The 18,528-nt window shown below is 73.4% G+C and carries 14 protein-coding genes; 8 read left to right on the top strand and 6 right to left on the bottom strand.

All coding sequences use genetic code 11. The features are described from left to right. The first annotated feature begins 124 nt into the window (after positions 1 to 124). Positions 125 to 1,759: a penicillin-binding transpeptidase domain-containing protein gene (locus BJ981_RS35340; RefSeq protein ID WP_184617864.1), complete on the top strand. Its 1,635-nt coding sequence runs from the start codon at positions 125 to 127 to the stop codon at positions 1,757 to 1,759. Between the two features lie 26 nt (positions 1,760 to 1,785). Here the strand turns inward: BJ981_RS35340 and BJ981_RS35335 are convergent, their stop codons facing one another. Continuing rightward, positions 1,786 to 2,064: a DUF3040 domain-containing protein gene (locus BJ981_RS35335; protein ID WP_184617863.1), complete on the bottom strand. Its 279-nt coding sequence runs from the start codon at positions 2,062 to 2,064 to the stop codon at positions 1,786 to 1,788. A 137-nt stretch (positions 2,065 to 2,201) separates the two neighbouring features. Between BJ981_RS35335 and BJ981_RS35330 the strand changes: the two genes are divergently transcribed. From BJ981_RS35330 to BJ981_RS39540, 3 genes are all read left to right on the top strand, one after another. Next, complete coding sequence (locus BJ981_RS35330; RefSeq protein ID WP_184617862.1) at positions 2,202 to 3,242, top strand: Rv2578c family radical SAM protein; 1,041 nt, start codon at positions 2,202 to 2,204, stop codon at positions 3,240 to 3,242. 117 nt (positions 3,243 to 3,359) lie between these two features. After that, entirely contained in the window at positions 3,360 to 3,497 is a 138-nt protein-coding gene (locus BJ981_RS35325) for a hypothetical protein (protein ID WP_184617861.1), read from the top strand. 271 nt (positions 3,498 to 3,768) lie between these two features. Beyond that, a complete protein-coding gene (locus tag BJ981_RS39540) occupies positions 3,769 to 7,044 on the top strand; it encodes a S41 family peptidase (RefSeq protein ID WP_184617860.1) in 3,276 nt (1,091 codons plus the stop codon). A 52-nt stretch (positions 7,045 to 7,096) separates the two neighbouring features. Here BJ981_RS39540 and BJ981_RS35315 read toward each other — a convergent pair whose 3' ends face one another. Continuing rightward, a complete protein-coding gene (locus BJ981_RS35315) occupies positions 7,097 to 8,071 on the bottom strand; it encodes a helix-turn-helix transcriptional regulator (RefSeq protein ID WP_184617859.1) in 975 nt (324 codons plus the stop codon). 98 nt (positions 8,072 to 8,169) lie between these two features. On the opposite strand from BJ981_RS35315, the gene BJ981_RS35310 reads away from it, so the two are divergent. Continuing rightward, positions 8,170 to 8,901, top strand: a complete 732-nt coding sequence (locus BJ981_RS35310; protein WP_184617858.1) for an alpha/beta fold hydrolase — start codon at positions 8,170 to 8,172, stop codon at positions 8,899 to 8,901. 57 nt (positions 8,902 to 8,958) lie between these two features. Here the strand turns inward: BJ981_RS35310 and BJ981_RS35305 are convergent, their stop codons facing one another. Beyond that, a complete protein-coding gene (locus BJ981_RS35305; protein WP_184617857.1) occupies positions 8,959 to 9,816 on the bottom strand; it encodes an SGNH/GDSL hydrolase family protein in 858 nt (285 codons plus the stop codon). Positions 9,817 to 10,059: 243 nt separating this feature from the next. Here BJ981_RS35305 and BJ981_RS35300 point away from each other — a divergent pair, with 243 nt between their 5' ends. Beyond that, positions 10,060 to 11,289 carry an isochorismate synthase gene (locus BJ981_RS35300; protein ID WP_184617856.1) on the top strand — a complete coding sequence of 410 codons (1,230 nt, stop codon included), beginning with the start codon at positions 10,060 to 10,062 and terminating at the stop codon, positions 11,287 to 11,289. Positions 11,290 to 11,363: 74 nt separating this feature from the next. Here BJ981_RS35300 and BJ981_RS35295 read toward each other — a convergent pair whose 3' ends face one another. From BJ981_RS35295 to BJ981_RS35285, 3 genes are all read right to left on the bottom strand, one after another. Then, entirely contained in the window at positions 11,364 to 11,975 is a 612-nt protein-coding gene (locus BJ981_RS35295; protein WP_184617855.1) for a hypothetical protein, read from the bottom strand. Between the two features lie 152 nt (positions 11,976 to 12,127). Beyond that, positions 12,128 to 12,484 (bottom strand): STAS domain-containing protein, encoded by a 357-nt coding sequence (locus BJ981_RS35290; RefSeq protein WP_239139055.1) that lies wholly within the window; start codon positions 12,482 to 12,484, stop codon positions 12,128 to 12,130. Next, on the bottom strand, positions 12,474 to 13,694 hold the full coding sequence (locus BJ981_RS35285) for a PP2C family protein-serine/threonine phosphatase (protein ID WP_260325505.1): 1,221 nt from the start codon (positions 13,692 to 13,694) through the stop codon (positions 12,474 to 12,476). The genes BJ981_RS35290 and BJ981_RS35285 overlap by 11 nt, the downstream gene beginning before the upstream one ends. A 318-nt stretch (positions 13,695 to 14,012) precedes the next feature. On the opposite strand from BJ981_RS35285, the gene BJ981_RS35280 reads away from it, so the two are divergent. Beyond that, complete coding sequence (locus BJ981_RS35280; protein WP_239139054.1) at positions 14,013 to 18,185, top strand: SpoIIE family protein phosphatase; 4,173 nt, start codon at positions 14,013 to 14,015, stop codon at positions 18,183 to 18,185. Continuing rightward, on the top strand, positions 18,185 to 18,472 hold the full coding sequence (locus BJ981_RS35275) for an STAS domain-containing protein (RefSeq protein WP_184617854.1): 288 nt from the start codon (positions 18,185 to 18,187) through the stop codon (positions 18,470 to 18,472). The genes BJ981_RS35280 and BJ981_RS35275 overlap by 1 nt, the downstream gene beginning before the upstream one ends. Positions 18,473 to 18,528: the final 56 nt, after the last annotated feature.

The following is an 18,528-nucleotide window of genomic DNA, read 5'->3' as shown; positions in this document are numbered from 1 at the left end:
CACGCGACCACGTGCCCCCTCACGTGGGAAGATCCGCCGGTGAGGCGGTGACCAGCCTCGATTCCCGGCGAGGGCCGGGCGGCCCGCGCTAAGCTCGGCAGGACGTCGAGACATCGGGGGTAACGTGCGGCGCGGCCGTATCATCGCGATCACGTCCGTCGCGGCCGTCGTGGTCGCGGGCGCCGCCGCCGGAGGCGCCTACTACGTCCTGCACACCAGAGGCAGCGCGCAGGAGACCGCGCGCCACTTCGCCGCCGCCTGGGAGCGCGGCGACCTGGCCGCCATGAAGGCCGACCTGGCCGCGCCGGTGAGCGGCTTCGAGGCCCGGTACGCCGAGGTGGCGAAGAACCTCGGGGTGTCGCGCACCGGCGTGCGCGTCGGCCGGGTCGCCCCGTCCGGGGACGACCGCGCGACCGCCGCCTACACCGCCACCCTGGCGCTGAAGGACGCCGGCCGGTGGACCTACACCGGCGCGCTGGACCTGGTGGTGAAGGACCGGCGGTGGAAGGTCGCCTGGACGCCCGCCGCGGTGCACCCCGCGCTCACCGCCGCCACCCACCTGGACCTGAAGACCACCTGGCCCGAGCGCGCGGCGATCGAGGACTCCTCCGGCGCCCGCGTCGACGGGCCGGACGCGGGCGGCTCGGTGCAGCAGCTCGTCGGCTACCTGGACAAGGCCACCGCCAAGGACGTCGCCAAGCTCGGGGCGCCCTACCGGCCAGGCGACGCGATCGGCAGGTCGGGGCTGCAGCAGACCTTCCAGGATCAGCTCGCCGGGACGCCCGCCACGCAGGTCGTGGTCACCGACGGCGCCAAGAAGGCCCTGCGGACGCTGACCACGATCGAGGGCTCCCCGGGGCGGCCGGTGCGCACCAGCCTGGACCCCCGGGTACAGCGGGCCGCGGTCGCCGCGGTGCGCGACCTGCCCAAACCCGCCTCGCTGGTGGCGATCCGCCCCTCCAGCGGCGAGATCCTGGCCGTGGTGAACAACCGCGGGGGCTTCAACCGCGCGCTCGACGGCCGCTACCCTCCCGGGTCGACGTTCAAGACCGTCACCGCGGCCGGGCTGATCGCCGCGGGCGTCACGCCGCGGCAGAAGGTCACCTGCCCCAAGAAGGTCAACGTCGGCGGGCTGGAGATCCGCAACTCCGACCACGAGGCGTTCGGCTCGCTGTCCTTCCTGGACTCCTACGCCCACTCCTGCAACACCACCTTCGCGCCGCTGGCGGCCCGCCACCTGGGCGAGGGCGGGCTGGAGCGCATCGCCGGCCGCCTGGGCTTCAACCAGCCGCTGAACATCGGCGTCCCGGCGGCCCGGGGCAGCATGCCCGCGCCGACCGGCCTCGCCGACCTGGCGGCCGAGTCCTTCGGCCAGGGGCGCATCACCGCCAGCCCGCTGGTGATGGCCACCGTGGCCGCCGCGGTGGCCGACGGCTCCTGGCGGCCGCCCACGCTGGTGCCCGCGCTGCCGCAGAAGGCCGCGCCGCAGCCGCTGCCGCCGGGCGTGGCCGGGCGACTACGCGACATGATGGCCGCGGTGGTCACCAAGGGGACGGCCAAGCGTGCGGGGCTGCCCGCGGGCACCGTCGGCAAGACCGGCACCGCCGAGTTCGGCACCGGGCCCAAGCTGGACTCCCACGCGTGGTTCATCGGGTTCCGCGGCGAGGTGGCCTTCGCCGTGGTGGTGGAGGCCGGAGGGATGGGCGGGGAGGTCGCCGCGCCGGTGGCGGCACGCTTCCTGCGCGGCCTGGGCCACTGACCGGGGCGCCCGGCCGGCGCCGGGCGTCACATCGGCAGGGCCGCCGCCTCGTTGCGGAACACCATGATCAGCAACGTCGCGATGAGCGTGGCGATCAGGATCCAGCTCACCAGGATGATGATCGTCGACCTGCTCGGGCCTCTTCGCCGGCGGCCGGCGCGGGCGGCGCGCTTGCGGTCACCGGCCTCCTTGCGCACGACGCGCTCGTTGAACGACTCCAGGCGGGCGGCCAGCCGGGGGTCGTCATCGGTGAGATGACTCTCGATCTGGGCGAGCAAGCGCTCCTCGTCCTGCGACCAGGCCATGCCGAACCTCCGGCGACGCAAGCGGTGTGAGCACGATCCTCCCCATCATGAAGATCCTTAGCCGTCCCGTGGCCCGCTTTTTGCCCGGCGTTTCACCGAGTTGCGATCTCGCTCGAATGCCTGTTCTAATCAAGGGCATGCGCTGGGACAACTTGCGCCTGACCGATCCGCCGGAGCCGGCGGCGGCCGCCGTGCCGCTGATCCCCCGCGGCGCGGTGGCGACCACCTTCGACACCCCCGAGTTCCGCGGCATGACCTTCTACGAGGTCCAGGCCCGCTCGATCATCAACCGCGTCCCGGCCGCCAGCCACGTCCCCTTCCAGTGGACGATCAACCCCTACCGCGGCTGCACCCACGCCTGCGTCTACTGCTTCGCCCGCCGCAGCCACGAGTACCTCGAGCTGGACTCCGGGCGCGACTTCGACTCCAAGGTCGTGGTGAAGGTGAACGCGGCCGAGCTGGCCCGCCGCGAGCTGGCCGCGCCGCGCTGGGGCGGCCATCCGATCGCCATGGGCACCAACGTCGACTGCTACCAGCGCGCCGAGGGCCGCTACCGCCTGATGCCCGGCATCCTGGCCGCGCTGCGCGACTTCCGCAATCCCTTCTCCGTCCTCACCAAGGGCGCGCTGATCCTGCGCGACCTGGAGCTGCTGGCCGAGGCCGCCGAGGTCACCGACGTCGGCACCGCGGTGTCGGTGGGCTTCACCGACGAGGATCTGTGGCGCGCGGTCGAGCCGGGCACGCCCCGCCCGTCCCGCCGCCTGGAGGTCTGCGCCACGCTGTCGGCCCGCGGGCTGCGCTGCTCGGTGCTGATGGCGCCGATCCTGCCCTACCTGTCGGACTCCCCCGCGGCGCTGGCCCGCGCGGTGCGCGCCATCGCCGCGGCCGGGGCCACGCAGGTCACCCCGATCGTGCTGCACCTGCGCCCGGGGGCGCGCGAGTGGTTCATGGCCTGGCTCGCCCGCGAGCACCCCGGCCTGGTGCCGCGCTACCAGGAGTTGTACGGCCGGGGCGCCTATGCTCCCAAGGCCTACCAGCAGCGCGTCGTCCATCAGGTCCGTGAGCTGGCCGAGGCGTGCGGGCTCGGCCGCCGGTCGCCGTCCTCCCCGCGCGGGGCCCCGCCCGAGCGGCGCGGGCCGGCCGCCTCCGCCGGGCCGGAGCAGCTGACCCTGCTCTGACGGCCCGAACGGAATCCACATATGGGTGGTTCACTCCGGTGATGGGTATTTAACGCGGCGATGCTGCCTATATGGCGCATTGTCAGCCAATAGCGACTCAGCCATACGGGGGAAACCATGGCCGGTACGCGGAAGAAGTCCACCAAGGCCACCGGAAAGGCCAAGAAGGCGTCCATCAAGGCCACGCGCGAGACCAGACAGGACAAACGCGAGGACGAGGACAAGCGCGAGGTCAGGGCCGACGAGACCCGCTGACCCTCCCGGGCGCCGCCCCGGCCGCCACCCGAGGCCGGGACCGCGCGCCCGCCCCCACCCCCCGGCTCGCGCCCGCCGGGGCTCGGGCGAAGCCGTCGCGTGACCGCGCCCGCCCGGCCGGTCGCCCGGGGGTATTACTCTCTGACCTGGAATGACAGGTATTGCGAAGTACGCGGCTTTCATTGACGGCGAACGGACGCGTTCACGTCTCGACGCGCGCGCCCCGGGTGCCTGATCATGGATACCCCCGTCCCCCCGAACGCGAGGATCGATGTCGGCATACGCGCGCTTCCCCACGATCTTCGGCGATGAGATCGTCTTCGCCGCAGAGGACGATCTGTGGATGGTCCCCGCCACCGGCGGGCGGGCCTTCCGCCTGACCGCCGGGGTCGCCGAGGCCGCCTATCCCCGCTTCTCCCCCGACGGCTCCCAGATCGCCTACGTCGGCCGCGAGGAAGGCCCGGAAGAGGTCTACGTCATGCCCGCGGAGGGCGGCGCGGCCACCCGGCTGACCTACGACGACGCCGTGTGCACCGTCGCCGGCTGGGACGCGGGCGGCGCCGTGCTGTACGCCAGCGACGAGGGCCAGCCCATCGGCCGCCGCCGATGGCTGCACCGCATCCGCCCCGGCGGCCGCGCCGAACGCCTGCCCTACGGCCCGGCCAACACCATCTCCCACGGCCCCGGCGGCGGCGTGGTCATCGGCCGCAACACCGCCGACCCGGCGCGCTGGAAGCGCTACCGCGGCGGCACCGCCGGCGACCTGTGGGTGGACGCCGGCGGCGACGGTGAGTTCGCCCGGCTCATCACCCTGGCCGGGAACCTGGCCTCCCCCTGCTGGATCGGCGGGCGCGTCTACTTCCTGTCCGACCACGAGGGCGTGGGCAACGTCTACTCCTGCACCCCCGGCGGCCGGGACCTGCGCCGCCACACCGACCACGCCGACTACTACGCCCGCAACCTCACCGGCGACGGCCGGCGCCTGGTCTACCACGCCGGCGCCGAGCTGTACGTTCTGGACGCGGCCGAGGGCGAGACGCGCCGCGTGGAGGTCCGCCTGGGCAGCCCGCGCACCCAGCGCAACCGCCGGTTCGTCCCCGCCGCCCACTACCTCGACAGCGCCACCCTCTCCCCCGATGGCAGCGGCCTGGCCGTCACCACGCGCGGCAAGGCCTACTCCTTCGGCGGCTGGGAGGGCCCGGTCCGCCAGCACGGCGAGCCCGACGGCGTCCGCTACCGCCTGCTGACCTGGCTGCGCGACGCCGAGCGGCTGGTCGCCGTCGCCAGCGACGAGGGCGACCGCGAGGTGCTGGTCGTGCTCGGCGCCGACGGCGCCACCCCCGCCCGGCGGCTGGACCACCTGGACACCGGCCGCGCCATCTCCCTGGCCGTCTGCCCCGGCGCCGACCGCGTCGCCATCGCCAACCACCGCAACGAGCTGCTGATCGTCGACCTGCCCGCCGACGGCGAGGCCGTCATGACCGTCGCCGACCGCAGCGGCTTCGGCCGCATCGAGGACCCGGTGTGGTCCCGCGACGGCGACTGGCTGGCCTACACCCGCCCGGAGTCCGCGCAGACCACCGCGATCCGGCTGTACGAGACGGCGACCGGCGAGTCGCGGGCGGCGACCCGGCCGGTGCTGCGCGACCGCAGGCCCGCCTTCGACCCCGAGGGCCGCTACCTGTACTTCATCGGCGAACGGGTCTTCAACCCCGTCTTCGACGAGCTGCAGTTCGACCTGGGCTTCCCCCTGGGCACCCGCCCGTACGCGGTGGCCCTGCGCGCCGACGTCGGCTCGCCGTTCGTCCCCGAGCCGAAGCCTTTGACCGGCGAGGCGGGCGCCTCGGGCAAGGACGACCCCAAGGACGATGCGGGCGACGACCCCGGCGAGGACACCGCACCCGACGGCGACACCGGTGACGGCGCCGACGGCGACCAGGGCGAGGAGGACACCGGCGGGCTGACCATCGACTTCGAGGGCATCGACCGCCGCGTCGTCGCCTTCCCCGTCCCCGAGGGCCGCTACGAGCGCGTGGCCGCCACCAAGGACAAGGTCCTGTTCACCTCCTCCCCCGTCCAGGGCAGCCGCGGCGACGACTACGCCGACCCGCCCTCGGCCACCCTGCAGGCCTACGACCTGACCCGGCAGAAGCTGGAGACGCTGGTCTCGGGCGTCACCGACTTCCAGATCGGCCCCGACGGCGCGACCCTGCTGTACCGCTCGCGGCGGCGCCTGCGCGTGGTCAAGGCCGGCGAGACCCCGCCCGAGGACGACTCGGCGACCCGCTCCGGCGGGTGGATCGACCTGGACCGGGTCAAGGTGTCGGTGAACCCCGCCGCCGAGTGGCGGCAGATGTTCCGCGAGGCCTGGCGGCTGCAGCGCGAGCACTTCTGGGACCAGGACATGGCCGGGGTCGACTGGGACGCCGTCTACGACCGCTACCTGCCCCTGGTCGACCGGGTCGGCACCCGCGGCGAGTTCTCCGACCTGCTGTGGGAGGTCCAGGGCGAGCTCGGCACCTCCCACGCTTACGAGAGCGGCGGGGAGTACCGCCCCCGGCCCCACTACTCCCAGGGCAAGCTCGGCGTCGACTGGTCCTACGCCGACGGCGTGCACACCGTCGCCCGCGTGCTGCGCGGCGACCCCTGGGATCCGGACTCCACCTCGCCGCTCAACCGCCCCGGCCTGGACGTACGGCCGGGCGACGCGGTGGTGGCGATCAACGGCCGTCCCGTCGAGGGCCCCGACGGCCCGGCGCGGCTGCTGGTCAACCAGGCCGACCAGGAGGTCGAGCTGACCATCAGGCGCGGCGACGACAAGCCCCGCACGATCGTCGTCAAGGCCGCCTCCGACGAGCAGCCCGCCCGCTACCGCGACTGGGTGGAGTCCAACCGGCGGCGCACCCACGAGCGCACCGGCGGCAGGATCGGCTACCTCCACATCCCCGACATGGGCGTGGGCGGCTACGCCGAGTTCCACCGGGGCTTCCTGGCCGAGTACGACCGCGAGGGCCTGGTGGTGGACGTCCGCTTCAACGGCGGCGGCTTCGTCTCCGGCCTGCTGATGCAGAAACTCGCCCGGCGGCGGCTGGGCTACGACTTCCCGCGCTGGAGCGTCCCCGAGCCCTACCCCGCCGAGTCGCCGCGCGGCCCGCTGGTGGCCATCACCAACGAGTTCGCCGGCTCCGACGGCGACATCTTCAGCCACACCTTCAAGCTGCTGCGCCTCGGCCCGCTGATCGGCAAGCGCACCTGGGGCGGGGTGATCGGCATCTGGCCGCGCCACCGGCTGGCCGACGGCACGGTCACCACCCAGCCGGAGTTCTCCTTCGCCTTCGACGACGTCGGCTGGCGGGTGGAGAACTACGGCACCGACCCCGACATCGAGGTCGACATCACCCCGCAGGACTACGCGCGCGGCGTGGACACCCAGCTCGAACGCGCCATCGACGTCGCGCTGGAGCAACTGGCCGAGAACCCGCCCCACACCCCACGCCCCGCCGACCGCCCCCACCTCGGCGCCCCACCCCTGCCCCCCCGCGCCTGACCACCCGGCCCGAACGCCCACGGCCCGCCGAGCCGTGGCCGTCCCTGAGTGGTCAACCGGCCGGGGTGGCGGGCTCGCGGGCGGCGTAGGCGTGCAGCCGGGCGGCGAGGGCGGCCACCTCCCGCCGTAGCGCGTCCGGCGCCAGCACCGTGAACGGCACGCCCAGGCTCGCCAGCATCCTGGCCATGCCGTCCAGCCGGTCGGCGCGGGAGGTCACCAGCACCCCGTCCTCGGTCTCGGCCAGCGTGGCCACCGAGCGCGGCAGCAGCCGCCCGGCCTCGGCCAGGGTCGTCTCCAGCACCACGCGCACCTCGTGCCGGTAGGGCACCGAGGACAGCGCGTCCATGACCCGTGCCACCGGGTCGAAGTCCCCCGGGTCGGGGAAGACCGTCTCCAGCGGCTCGGCGGCGGCCACCCGGTCCAGCCGGAAGGTGCGCACCTCGCCCTTGAGGTGGTCGAACCCGGTGACGTACCACCGGCCCGCGTGGAAGACCAGGCCGTAGGGGTCCAGCTCGCGCTCGCTGGCCTCGCCGCGCCAGGAGCGGTAGGCCAGCCGCACCCGCCTGCGCCGCCGGGCCGCCCCGGCCAGGGTGAGCAGCGTGCCCGCGGCCGGGCGCGGCGCCGTCGCGGCCCTTCCGGTGACGTCGACGGCGCCCGCCACCGCCTCCACCCGTTCGCGCAGCGCGGCCGGCAGCACTCTGCTGATCTTGGCGAGGGCGCTCCCGGTCGCGCTCTCGCCCACCGCCAGGCCGGTGCGCCGGCCCGCCATCAGCCCCAGCACCACGGCGGCGGCCTCGTCCTCGGACAACATCAGCGGCGGCAGCTTGTACCCCGGGAGCAGGCGGTACCCGCCGTACCGGCCGCGCTCGCCCTCCACCGGCACGCCGAGCTCGACCAGCCGCAGCACGTACCGGCGCACCGTGCGCTCGTCCACCTCCAGGCGGCGGGCCAGCTCGGCGCCGGTCAGCCCGGGACTGGCCTGCAGCAACTCCAGCAAGGTCAGCACCCGCGTCACCGGATGGGGCATATCCGAGAACTCCTGTCGTCATCCGGACGGGTTTCGCCCGGATTCGAGCCTACGGTGAAGCCGTCACCCCGACATTCACCGGCAAGGGAGAAATGGACATGAGCACCTTCGTACTGGTCCCCGGGTTCTGGCTCGGCGCGTGGGCCTGGCGGGAGGTCACCGAGCGGCTGCGGGCGGACGGGCACACGGCGTACCCGCTCACCCTCACCGGCCTGGCCGACCGCGAACACCTGGGCGGCCCGGAAACCCGCCTGGACACCCACATCGACGACATCGTCACCACGATCCTCCACGAGGACCTGCGCGAGGTCGTGCTGGTCGCGCACAGCGGCGCCGGAGGCCCGGTCACCGGCGCCGCCGACCGCGTCCCCGACCGGATCGCCAAGGTCGTCTACCTCGACAGCGGCCCGCTGCCCGACGGCCTGTGCCAGCTCGACTTCTACGAGCCCGAGGGCAGGGACTTCGTCCGCTCCCGCCTGTCCGACGGCTGGCGGTACGGCCCGCCGACCTGGCAGGAGCAGACGGCCCTCGGCGCCAGCACGGCAGGCATCCCCGAGGACGCCAAACCCGGCATCGCCGCCCGCATGACACCCCAGCCGTACGGCACCCTCACCCAGCCACTGCGCCTGGCAGGCGCGGGCGCCGACCTGCCGAAGGCCCTGGTGAGCTGCTCGTTCCCCCTGGACCAGGTCAAGGCGATGATCGCCGCCGCCCACCCGTTCTTCGCCGCCCTGTCAGGCCCGGAATGGGAACTCCACGCATTGCCCACCGGCCACTGGCCGATGTTCTCCCGCCCGTCCGACACCGCACACCTGCTCGGCTCCCTGTGATGCGAACAGGTCATTGAACCCGAACCACGTCCTTTACGTTGTAGATCACACGGCTGGTCACCCGCCCGCGGCCGACGACTCGCGGGTGAGCGGGACGGTGGCGTCCCAGGGGAAGCCGGTTTTGAACGTGGCGCGGGCCAGGGCCTTCTGGCCGTCGGCGTTGGGGTGGAAATAGTCCCATCTGCTGATGTGGTCGAGCGTGAAGGGGTAGTCGAAGACCGCGCCGCCGTCGCTGCGGCACCCCGGCGTGTAGGCGGCGCAGGCCGCGGCCATCTCGGCGTTGTAGTCGCGCACCCGGTCGCGGACCCGCTCCCTGCGGGCGCGGTCCTTCTTGGCGTCGGAGGAGGCGCGGGCCAGCATCGAGGGGCAGATGTGGCCGAGCGCCCAGAACGAGCGGGCCACCACGTTGTCCTTGCCCAGCCGCCACAGCCGCTTGACGTCGGGGATGCTGGCGGCGAAGACCTTGGCACCCGTGGTGGCCAGCACGGCGAAGGCCCGGTCGACGCGGGCCCGGTACACCGGCACCGGGGTCATCTTCTCCTCGTCGTCCACGCAGGCGTCCTGGGCGCCGATCAGGATCGTGACGTACCCGGCCTTGGCCGCCACCGCCTTCTGCGCCTGCGCGACCAGGTCGGCGCTGGCGGACCCGGGCACCGCGAAGTTCAGGCCGTGCCCCTTGATCTCCGGGTTTAGCGCCAGCAGGCGCAGGTAGTGGCTGTTGACACCGGTGTCGTCGCCGGCCGACCAGGAACGCGAGGTGCACGAGACGTACCAGCCACAGGCGTTGAAGCCGGCGCTGATCGAGTCCCCGAGCGCCGCCATCACCACAGGCGCCGGATCGGCCGCCGCCGCGGCCGCCGTCAGCGGCGTCCACACCACCGCCGCGGCCACAACGAACGCGATCTTCGCGACCATGATCACCTCTATCCGTCACGATCGAGCGGGGCAGGAGAGCGGACACCAACGTAGGGATCATCGGCGGCGCTCTCTATGACCTGCGGGCGAGGCGTTGCTAGCGTTGACCGAGTTCCTATCCCTGCTTGACATGGCCCCCGACCTGTGTAGACGGCGTTGACGGCGGACCGGGCGGGCGGCACGGGTACGCCCATATCGGCACCCGATGTCGAACGCGTTCAGTTTCCGAATAAGGTGGGCAGAGTGAGTGTCGCGCTCGGGATAACCCGCCCCCCGCTGGTTCGTACCGTCCCCGTCCACCACCCCGAAGACCTGATCGCGCGACTGCCGCAGGCCCCGCCGTACGCCTGGGTCCACCAGGGCGAAGGGCTGGTGGCCTGGGGCGAGGCCGCCCGGGTCGCCGTCCCGCCCGGCGCGGGACGCTTCGACTGGGCGCGCCGCTGGCTGGCCACGGTGTTCGGCGAGGCCCACATCGACGACGACGTCCACCTGCCCGGCTCGGGACCGGTCGCCTTCGGGTCCTTCACCTTCGACCCCGACGCCGCCGGGTCGGTGCTGGTGGTGCCGCGCGTCCTGCTCGGCCGCAGGAACGGCCGGGCATGGCTGACCACCGTCGGCGAGGCCCCCATCGACCTCATGGCGCCCGCCGTGCCCCCCGGCCGGGTGGTGTACGGCGACGGCACGCTGACCGCGCCGGAGTGGCAGGACGCGGTGGCCCGCGCGGTGAAGGAGATCCGGTCCGGGCGGCTGGAGAAGGTCGTGCTGGCGCGCGACCTGGTGGCCACCGCCGAGCGCGACATCGACCCGCGCGTGCTGCTGGACCGCCTGGCCCGCGCCTACCCCGACTGCTACACCTTCTCCTGCGCCGGGCTGGTCGGCGCCACCCCCGAGCTGCTGGTCCGGCACACCGGCGAGTCGATCGAGTCGCTGGTGCTGGCCGGCACCACCTACCGGGGCGCCACCCCGGCCGGTGACCGCGCCCAGGGGGCGGCGCTGTTCGCCTCGGCCAAGGACCGCCACGAGCACGCCTGCGCGGTCGCCTCGGTGCGCGAGGCGCTGACCCCGTTGTGCGCGACGCTGTCGGTGCCCGACGAGCCTGAGCTGCTGGTGCTGCCCAACGTCCAGCACCTGGCCAGCCGGGTGCGCGGCCGGCTGGCCGCCGGCGCCTCGGTGCTGGACGTCGTGGCCGCCATGCACCCGACCGCGGCCGTCGGCGGCACGCCGACCGCGGTCGCGCTCGAGGTGATCCGCGAGCTGGAGGGCATGGACCGCGGCGGGTACGCCGGCCCGGTGGGCTGGATCGACGCCCGCGGCGACGGCGAGTGGGGCATCGCCCTGCGCTGCGCCCAGATCGAGGGCCGCCGCGCCCGCCTGTTCGCCGGCTGCGGCATCATGGGCGGCTCCGACCCCGAGTCCGAACTCACCGAAGCCCGGGCCAAACTCCGCGTCATGCGCCACGCCTTGGAGGGCTGACCGTCCGGCGCGCTTCCCTGGACGAAGAAGAGGCCCGGCGAGATCGCTCACCGGGCCGGGGGGAGACCTGCCTCTCAGCTCAGCTTGCGCACGATACGGAGGATCTCGTCCAGCTTCCCACTGTGATCGTCGAGCTTCTTGGTGTGCCCGTCCACCGTGGCCGTGAGCACGTCCAGCTTCTCGGTATGGCCGTCCACCGTGGCCGTGAGCACATCCAGCTTTTTGGTGTGCCCGTCCACCGTAGCCGTGAGCACATCCAGCTTCTCGGTATGGCCGTCCACCGTAGCCGTGAGCACATCCAGCTTCTCGGTATGGGCATCGACCGTGGCCGTGAGCACGTCCAGCTTTTTGGTGTGCCCGTCCACCGTGGCCGTGAGCACGTCCAGCTTCTCGGTGTGCTCATCGAACTTCTTGGAGTGCTCCTCCAGCACTCGGGTGTGCCCGTGGACGGTGGTCGCGACGTGCTCCAGGATCTTGTCCTGGTGCTCGAAGAGTGACGTGTGGACCTCCTGCTGCGCACGGATGCCCTTGATGTCGGTGACGACGAACGTGTAGAACTCGCGCGCCGTCTCCGCGGTGCGCTTCGCCTCGCCGGCCACGTAGGTCATGGCCACGGTCTGGTTGTGCATCTCGTCGAGCTTGCCCTCGATCCGGGTAACGCGCTGTTCAAGATCTGTGGTTGACATCCTCATCTCCTTCCGCGACGAACACTACCGATGGATCATGACCCTTCGCTTACGATCGGCGACTCTACGTGAGAATTTTTCACCGTGCGAGGGGAGGGCGGGTCACGACCCGTATGCCGGGGTTCGGCGCGTGACGCGTGAGCGGAACCGGCTCACCGCAGGGCGGCGATGGCCTTGTCCGTGGTGTCGTAGAAGGAGAAGAGGCGGTCCAGGCCCATGATCTGGAAGATGTGGGCGATGTCGGAGTCCATGGCGGCCAGGCCCAGCGCGGCGCCGGCCTGCTGGGCGCGCTGGTGGGCGGCGATCAGGATCGAGATGCCGGTGGAGTCGCAGAAGGTCAGCGCCGACAGGTCGATCACCAGCGCGTCGCCGGCGGCGAGCGTCAGCTCGTCCAGGACCGCCCGCAGGCGGCGGGTGGTGTGGTGATCGAGGTCACCGGCCACGACCAGCACCTGCACGTGAGGCGAGTGCGGCTGGAGGGTGACGGTCAGAGCGTGGTCATGCGGCACCAAGGCTCCTGAGAGGCTGCGATCGTCTGGCGGGCGGGACGGACAGGGCGAGCACCGCGGTGTCGTCCGAGACGCCCTCGCCCAGGGACCCGATCAGTTTATGCACCTCGGCGAGAAGGTCGTCGGCGTCGGCGGGCGCGGCGGGGGCCAGGTAGGCGGCGAGGCCCTCCTCGTCCAGCCTGGACCCGGCCTCGGTGCGGGCCTCGGTGAGGCCGTCGGTGTACAGCAGCATCGCGTCTCCGGCGCGAAGGCGCGTGCTCACCTGGACGAACCGCGGCTCGCGCAGGATGCCGATGAGCTGCCCGCCCTCGGTGCGCAGCGCCTCGACGCCGCCGTCGGCGCGCACGACCAGGGCGGGAGGGTGTCCCCCGCCGGCGAGGGTGACGGCGAAGCCGTCCGTGGCCGGTTCCAGGACCCCGAAGACGGCGGTGCAGTACGGCGACGGCGCGCCGCCGGCGTGCTCCTGCTGCAGCACCGCGTCCAGGTTGGCCAGGACCCGGCACGGGTCGGGGTCGTAGACGGCGGCGGCGCGCAGCGTGTACCGGACCAGGGAGGTCAGGACGGCGGCGTCGGCGCCCTTGCCGCAGACGTCCCCGAGGAAGAATCCCCAGCGGTTGCCGTCGAGGGGGAACAGGTCGTAGAAGTCCCCGCCGACCTCGTCGGCGGAGTAGGGGTGGTAGGCCGCGGCCGCGGACAGGCCCGGCACCTGGGGCAGCGCCGGGGGCAGCAGCGTGCGCTGCAGGATGCGGGCCAGGCGTTCGGCGTCGGCGCGCATCTGGCGTTCGGCGGCGACCACGCGGGCGGCGGCCAGCCGCAGTTCCAGCTCGTTGGCCACCAGGGCGGCCAGGTCCCGCAGCGCGTCGAGCTCCTCGGCGCCGGGCTGCCGGGGGTGGACGTCCATGACGTTGACGCTGCCCAGGCGGTGGCCGTCGGGGGTGTCGATCGGGGCCGCCGCGTAGAAGCGGGCGCCGGGCACGCCGCCGACCATCGGGTCGGCCTCGGCGCGCGGGTCGGCTCCGGTGTCCGGGATGACCAGGACGCCGTCGTGGCCGGCGGCCGCGGCGGACAGGCTCACGGCGCGCCTGACCGGGCGGGTCTGCGCCGGGGTTCCGTGGGCGGCGCAGCAGCGGACCCACTCGTCGTCGACGAGGGTGACGGTGGCCATGGGGGCGCGGAACACGCGCGCGGCGAGCGAGGCCACCCGCTCCAGGGCGTCGTCGCCGGGGGCGTCGGGGATCGCGTAGCGGCGCGCGGCCGGCGGCCGGCGGGCTTCCTCGGCGGTGCTGACGTCAGGCTCCCTTCCACCATGCTCCTTGAGGCGGACACAGGGCCTAGAGCGATTTGCCCTATTCTACGTAACCGTCGAGCCGGTCCTCGCACGACCGGCCCAGGCCGGCGGGACCAGGCCGATCAGGCCGATCAGGTCCTGGGCCGCATGGGGAGGCGGCGAGGTTCGCGAACGCTGCTGCGGCCGGGGTGATAAGACGGGCGCGGGGGGCAGGGCTCGGCGTGAGCGAAAGGGTGTCAGGTGACGCACTGTGACGACGCCGAGGACCGGCCGGTGACGATGGACGGGGCCGGGATCTTCACCGTCGAGGACGAGGTCGGCCGCGATCTGGCGGTGGTGGACTGGAGGGCGACCCCGCTGGGGCCGCCGGAGGCGTGGCCGCAGAGCCTGCGGACGGCGGTGAGCATCGTGCTGTCGTCCCGGTTCTCCATGTGGATGGCATGGGGGCCGCAGTTGACGTTCTTCTGCAACACCGCCTACCGCCGCGACACCTTGGGCCGCAAGTACCCGTGGGCGCTGGGCCGCCCGGCCGCCGAGGTATGGGCGGAGATCTGGGACGACATCGGCCCGCGGATCGAGACCGTGCTGGCCACGGGGACGGCGACCTGGGACGAGGCGCTGCTGCTGTTCGTGGAGCGGGCCGGCTTCCCGGAGGAGAGCTACCACACCTTCTCCTACAGTCCGCTCCGCGACGACGCGGGCGCGGTGGTCGGCATGCTGTGCGTCGTCAGCGAGGACACCGAGCGGGTGATCGGCGAGCGGCGGATGGCGACGCTGCGGGATCTCGGCTCCGATCCCAGCGTGGTCCGCACCGAGCAGGAGATGCTGGCCTTCGCCTGCCGGCAGCTCGGCGGCAACCTGCGGGACCTTCCGTTCACCCTCACCTACCTGTTCGACGAGGGCGGCGGCGCGAGGCTGGCGGGGGCGACCGGGATCGGCGCCGGGCATCCGGCCGCCCCCGAGACCCTGCCGCTCGGCGAGCCGGGCGGGGTGTGGCCAGCGGCGGCGCTGGCCCGGGGCGAGTCGGTGCTCGTGCCGCTCGACGGTCCTTCGTTCGCCGGTCTGCCCTCCGGTGACTGGCAGGAGCCGCCCACGCAGGCGCTGGTGGTGCCGCTCCTGCGGCAGGGCGGCGCGCCGTACGGCTTCCTGGTGGCCGCGCTCAACCGCTACCGGCCTCTCGACGACTCCTACCGAGGCTTTGTGGAGCTGGCCGCCGGGCATGTCGCGGCGGGGGTCGCCAGCGCCCGCGGCTACGAGGCCCAGCAGCGGCGCGCCGAGGAGCTGGCCGAGCTGGACCGCGCCAAGACCGTCTTCTTCTCCAACATCAGCCACGAGTTCCGCACCCCCCTCACCCTGATCATGGGGCCGGTGCGTGACCTGCGGAACACGCTGGCCGGCGCCGGGGAACAGGTGCGCCAGGACCTGGAGCTGGTCCACCGCAACGGCCTGCGCCTGGGCAAGCTCGTCAACACCCTGCTCGACTTCTCCCGTATCGAGGCCGGGCGCATGCAGGCGCGCTACGAGCCGGTGGACCTGGCGGCGGTGACCGCCGAGCTGGCCAGCGTCTTCCGCTCCGCGATCGACAAGGCCGGCCTGGCCTTCGCGGTGGACTGCCCTCCGCTGGCCGAGCCGGTGTACGTCGACAGGGGCATGTGGGAGAAGGTGGTGCTCAACCTGCTGAGCAACGCGCTGAAGTTCACCTTCGAGGGCTCGGTCGGCGTCACGGTGCGCGGGGAGGGCGCCCACGCGGTGGTGACGATCACCGACACCGGCATCGGCATCCCCTCCCAGGAGCTGCCGCGGCTGTTCGAGCGGTTCCACCGCATCGAGAGCGCCCGGTCGCGCTCCAACGAGGGCAGCGGCATCGGCCTGGCCCTCGTCCAGGAGCTGGTCGGCCTGCACGGCGGCACGATCACCGCCGACAGCGTCGAGGGCGTGGGCACGACCTTCACCATCCGGCTGCCGCTCGGGTCCGCCCACCTGCCCGCCGACAGCCTGGTCTCCCCCGGCGCGGCGGAGGCGGCCTCGGGCACCGCCGGTCCGTTCGTCGAAGAGGCGTTGCGCTGGCTCCCCGGGGACGGATCGACCGCCGAGGACTCCACGGCCCCCGGTGTCTCCCCCGGCGGCCTCCCGGCGGCCGCCGATGACGGCGCGCCGGTCCGGGTGCTGATCGCCGACGACAACGCCGACATGCGCGAGTACCTGTCCCGCCTTCTCAAGGGCGCCGGGTACCTGGTCGGCGCGGTCGGCGACGGGCTGCTGGCCTTGGACGTCGTGCGCGCGGAGATGCCCGATCTCGTGGTGAGCGACGTGATGATGCCCCGCCTCGACGGCCTGGCCCTGGTCGCGGCGCTGCGCTCCGATCCGCGCACCGCCGGGGTGCCGGTGCTGCTGCTGTCGGCCCGCGCCGGGCAGGAGGCCGCCATCGAGGGCCTGGAGGCGGGCGCGGACGACTACCTGGTCAAGCCGTTCTCCGCCGCCGAGCTGCTGGCGCGGGTCCGTGCCACGGTGGAGCTGTCCCGGATGCGCAACCACCACACCCGGTGGCGCAACGCGATGATCGACTCCCTGCAGGAGGCGTTCTTCGTCGCCGACGAGCACGGCGCGGTGATCGAGATCAACGCGGCGTTCACCGACATCCTCGGCTACGGACCCGAAGGGCTGCCCTACACTCCCCAGCACCCCTGGTGGCCGGACCAGGACGACGACCCGCAGGCCCACGCGATCACCGCCGAGGCGTTCGCGCGGATGGTCGGCGAGGGCAAGGGGAGCTGCGTCGTCCCGGTCGCCCACCGGGACGGGCACCGGATCTGGGTCGCGGTCACCTACAACGACGTCGTCGACCCCGACACCGGCCGGCGCCGCGTCGTGGGCACCCTGCGGGACGTCACCTCCGAGCGCTACCTGGTGCAGCGCGAGAGCGCGCTGGCCGCGATCAGCGTGCGCGTCTCGCAGGCGGACGACCTGGACGACGCCCTGCGCGGGGGGCTGGAGGCGCTGCGGGAGGTCTGGCAGGCCCGCCAGATCTCGGCGGCGGTGTGGAAGGACGACGCCCCGCCGCGGCTTTACTGCGCGCCGCCCGGCGACGGCTGGCAGGACCTGCCGGAGCAGGTGCGCGAGCGGCTGACGGCCCTGCGCGAGCAGGCGCCGCTGCGTCCCCTCGCCGCGGAGGCGGGCGGGGCCGGCATCACCCTGGAGCACCCCGAGGGCACGCTCGCCATCTGGGTGGACCTGGGCAGGAACCGGCCCTTCACCGGGGAGGACCAGACCCTGCTGGCGCTGCTGACCGGGCACCTGGGCCAGGGCCTGCACCGGGTACACCAGCTCGACCAGCAGCGCGCGGCCGCCGTGGCGCTCCAGCGCGCCATCCTGGGCCCGTCCCGGCTGCCCGACGGCTTCGCCGTGCGCTACGAGCCGGCCGGCCGCCCGCTGGAGGTGGGCGGCGACTGGTACGACATCGTGCCGCTGGACGGCCCGCGCGTCGGGATCGTGGTCGGCGACTGCGTGGGGCACGGGCTGGAGGCCGCGGCCGTGATGGGGCAGTTGCGCAGCGCCTGCCGCGCCCTGCTGCTGCAGGACGCCGATCCCGCGCAGGTGTTCACCGCCCTGGACCGGTTCGCCGCCCTGGTGCCCGGCGCCCGGTGCACCACCGTCTTCTGCGGCATCCTGGACACCGCCACCGGCGACCTGGTCTATTCCAGCGCCGGGCATCCGCCGGGCATCCTCGCCCACGCCGACGGGACCACCCTGCTCCTGGAGGGCGGCCGCTCGACCCCGCTGGCCGTGCGGCCGGGCCATCCGCGGCCGGAGGCCCGGTGCACCATGCCGCCCCGGTCCACCCTGCTGCTGTACACCGACGGCCTGGTGGAGCGGCGCCGGCGTCCGCTGACCACCGGCATCGGCCAGGCGGGCCTCGCCCTGCAGGCCGGCCGGTCCACCCCCATCGAGGACCTGGCCGCCGACGTGATGAGCATTCTGGCGCCGGAGGGCGGCTTCAACGACGACGTCGCCCTGCTGCTGTACCGTCAGCCCGCCCCGCTGGAGGTGGCGTTCCCCGCCGAGTCCGCGCAGCTGGCCCCGGTGCGCACCGCGTTGCGGGACTGGCTCGCCCGCTGCCAGCTCACCCCGTCGATGATCCAGAACGTGCTGGTCGCGGCCGGGGAGGCCTGCGCCAACGCGATCGAGCACGGGCACCGCCACGCCCCCGGCCGCACGATCCTGCTGCGGGCGGTCGCCACCGTCGACGACCTGCATCTGACGGTCGCCGACTCCGGCCGCTGGAGGCCTCCACGGCCGGAGGCCGACTCCCATCGCGGCCGGGGCGTCGCCCTGATGCGCGCCCTGATGCAGGAGGTCACCATCCACCCCGGCGCCGCCGGGACCATCGTCGACATGCATGCGAGGATCTCCTGATGACCACCCCCCTGACCGTGGTCGCCTCGGAGCGGCCCGACGGCACCCCGGTCCTCGCCGTCACCGGTGAGATCGACATGAGCAACGCCGGTGTCCTGGACGACGCGCTGACGACCTCGACCGGCGACGGCGCGCTGCTGGTCGACCTGAGCGGGGTGGAGTATCTCGACAGCGCGGGCCTGACGGTCCTGTTCGCCCACGCCGCGCGGATCCGGGTCCTCGCCAACCCGGTGATCACGCCGGTCCTGACGATCTCCGGTCTCACCGAGGTGACCACGGTCGAGTGAACCGCCCGGCGATCACGGCGGACCGTGCGGGCTCGTCGCCCTGACCGGTGCGGGGA

It is taken from the genome of Sphaerisporangium krabiense (assembly GCF_014200435.1).
GTDB classification, from domain to species: Bacteria; Actinomycetota; Actinomycetes; order Streptosporangiales; family Streptosporangiaceae; genus Sphaerisporangium; species Sphaerisporangium krabiense.
This window is presented reverse-complemented; position numbering and strand designations above follow the sequence as displayed.

Bases quoted from the DNA above. Each gene is read 5' to 3' on its own strand.
- BJ981_RS35335 (WP_184617863.1), bottom strand. From the start codon at position 2,064: ATGGCCTGGTCGCAGGACGAGGAGCGCTTGCTCGCCCAGATCGAGAGT.
- BJ981_RS35330 (WP_184617862.1), top strand. From the start codon at position 2,202: ATGCGCTGGGACAACTTGCGCCTGACCGATCCGCCGGAGCCGGCGGCG.
- BJ981_RS35325 (WP_184617861.1), top strand. From the start codon at position 3,360: ATGGCCGGTACGCGGAAGAAGTCCACCAAGGCCACCGGAAAGGCCAAG.
- BJ981_RS39540 (WP_184617860.1), top strand. From the start codon at position 3,769: ATGTCGGCATACGCGCGCTTCCCCACGATCTTCGGCGATGAGATCGTC.
- BJ981_RS35315 (WP_184617859.1), bottom strand. From the start codon at position 8,071: ATGCCCCATCCGGTGACGCGGGTGCTGACCTTGCTGGAGTTGCTGCAG.
- BJ981_RS35310 (WP_184617858.1), top strand. From the start codon at position 8,170: ATGAGCACCTTCGTACTGGTCCCCGGGTTCTGGCTCGGCGCGTGGGCC.
- BJ981_RS35305 (WP_184617857.1), bottom strand. From the start codon at position 9,816: ATGGTCGCGAAGATCGCGTTCGTTGTGGCCGCGGCGGTGGTGTGGACG.
- BJ981_RS35295 (WP_184617855.1), bottom strand. From the start codon at position 11,975: ATGTCAACCACAGATCTTGAACAGCGCGTTACCCGGATCGAGGGCAAG.
- BJ981_RS35275 (WP_184617854.1), top strand. From the start codon at position 18,185: ATGACCACCCCCCTGACCGTGGTCGCCTCGGAGCGGCCCGACGGCACC.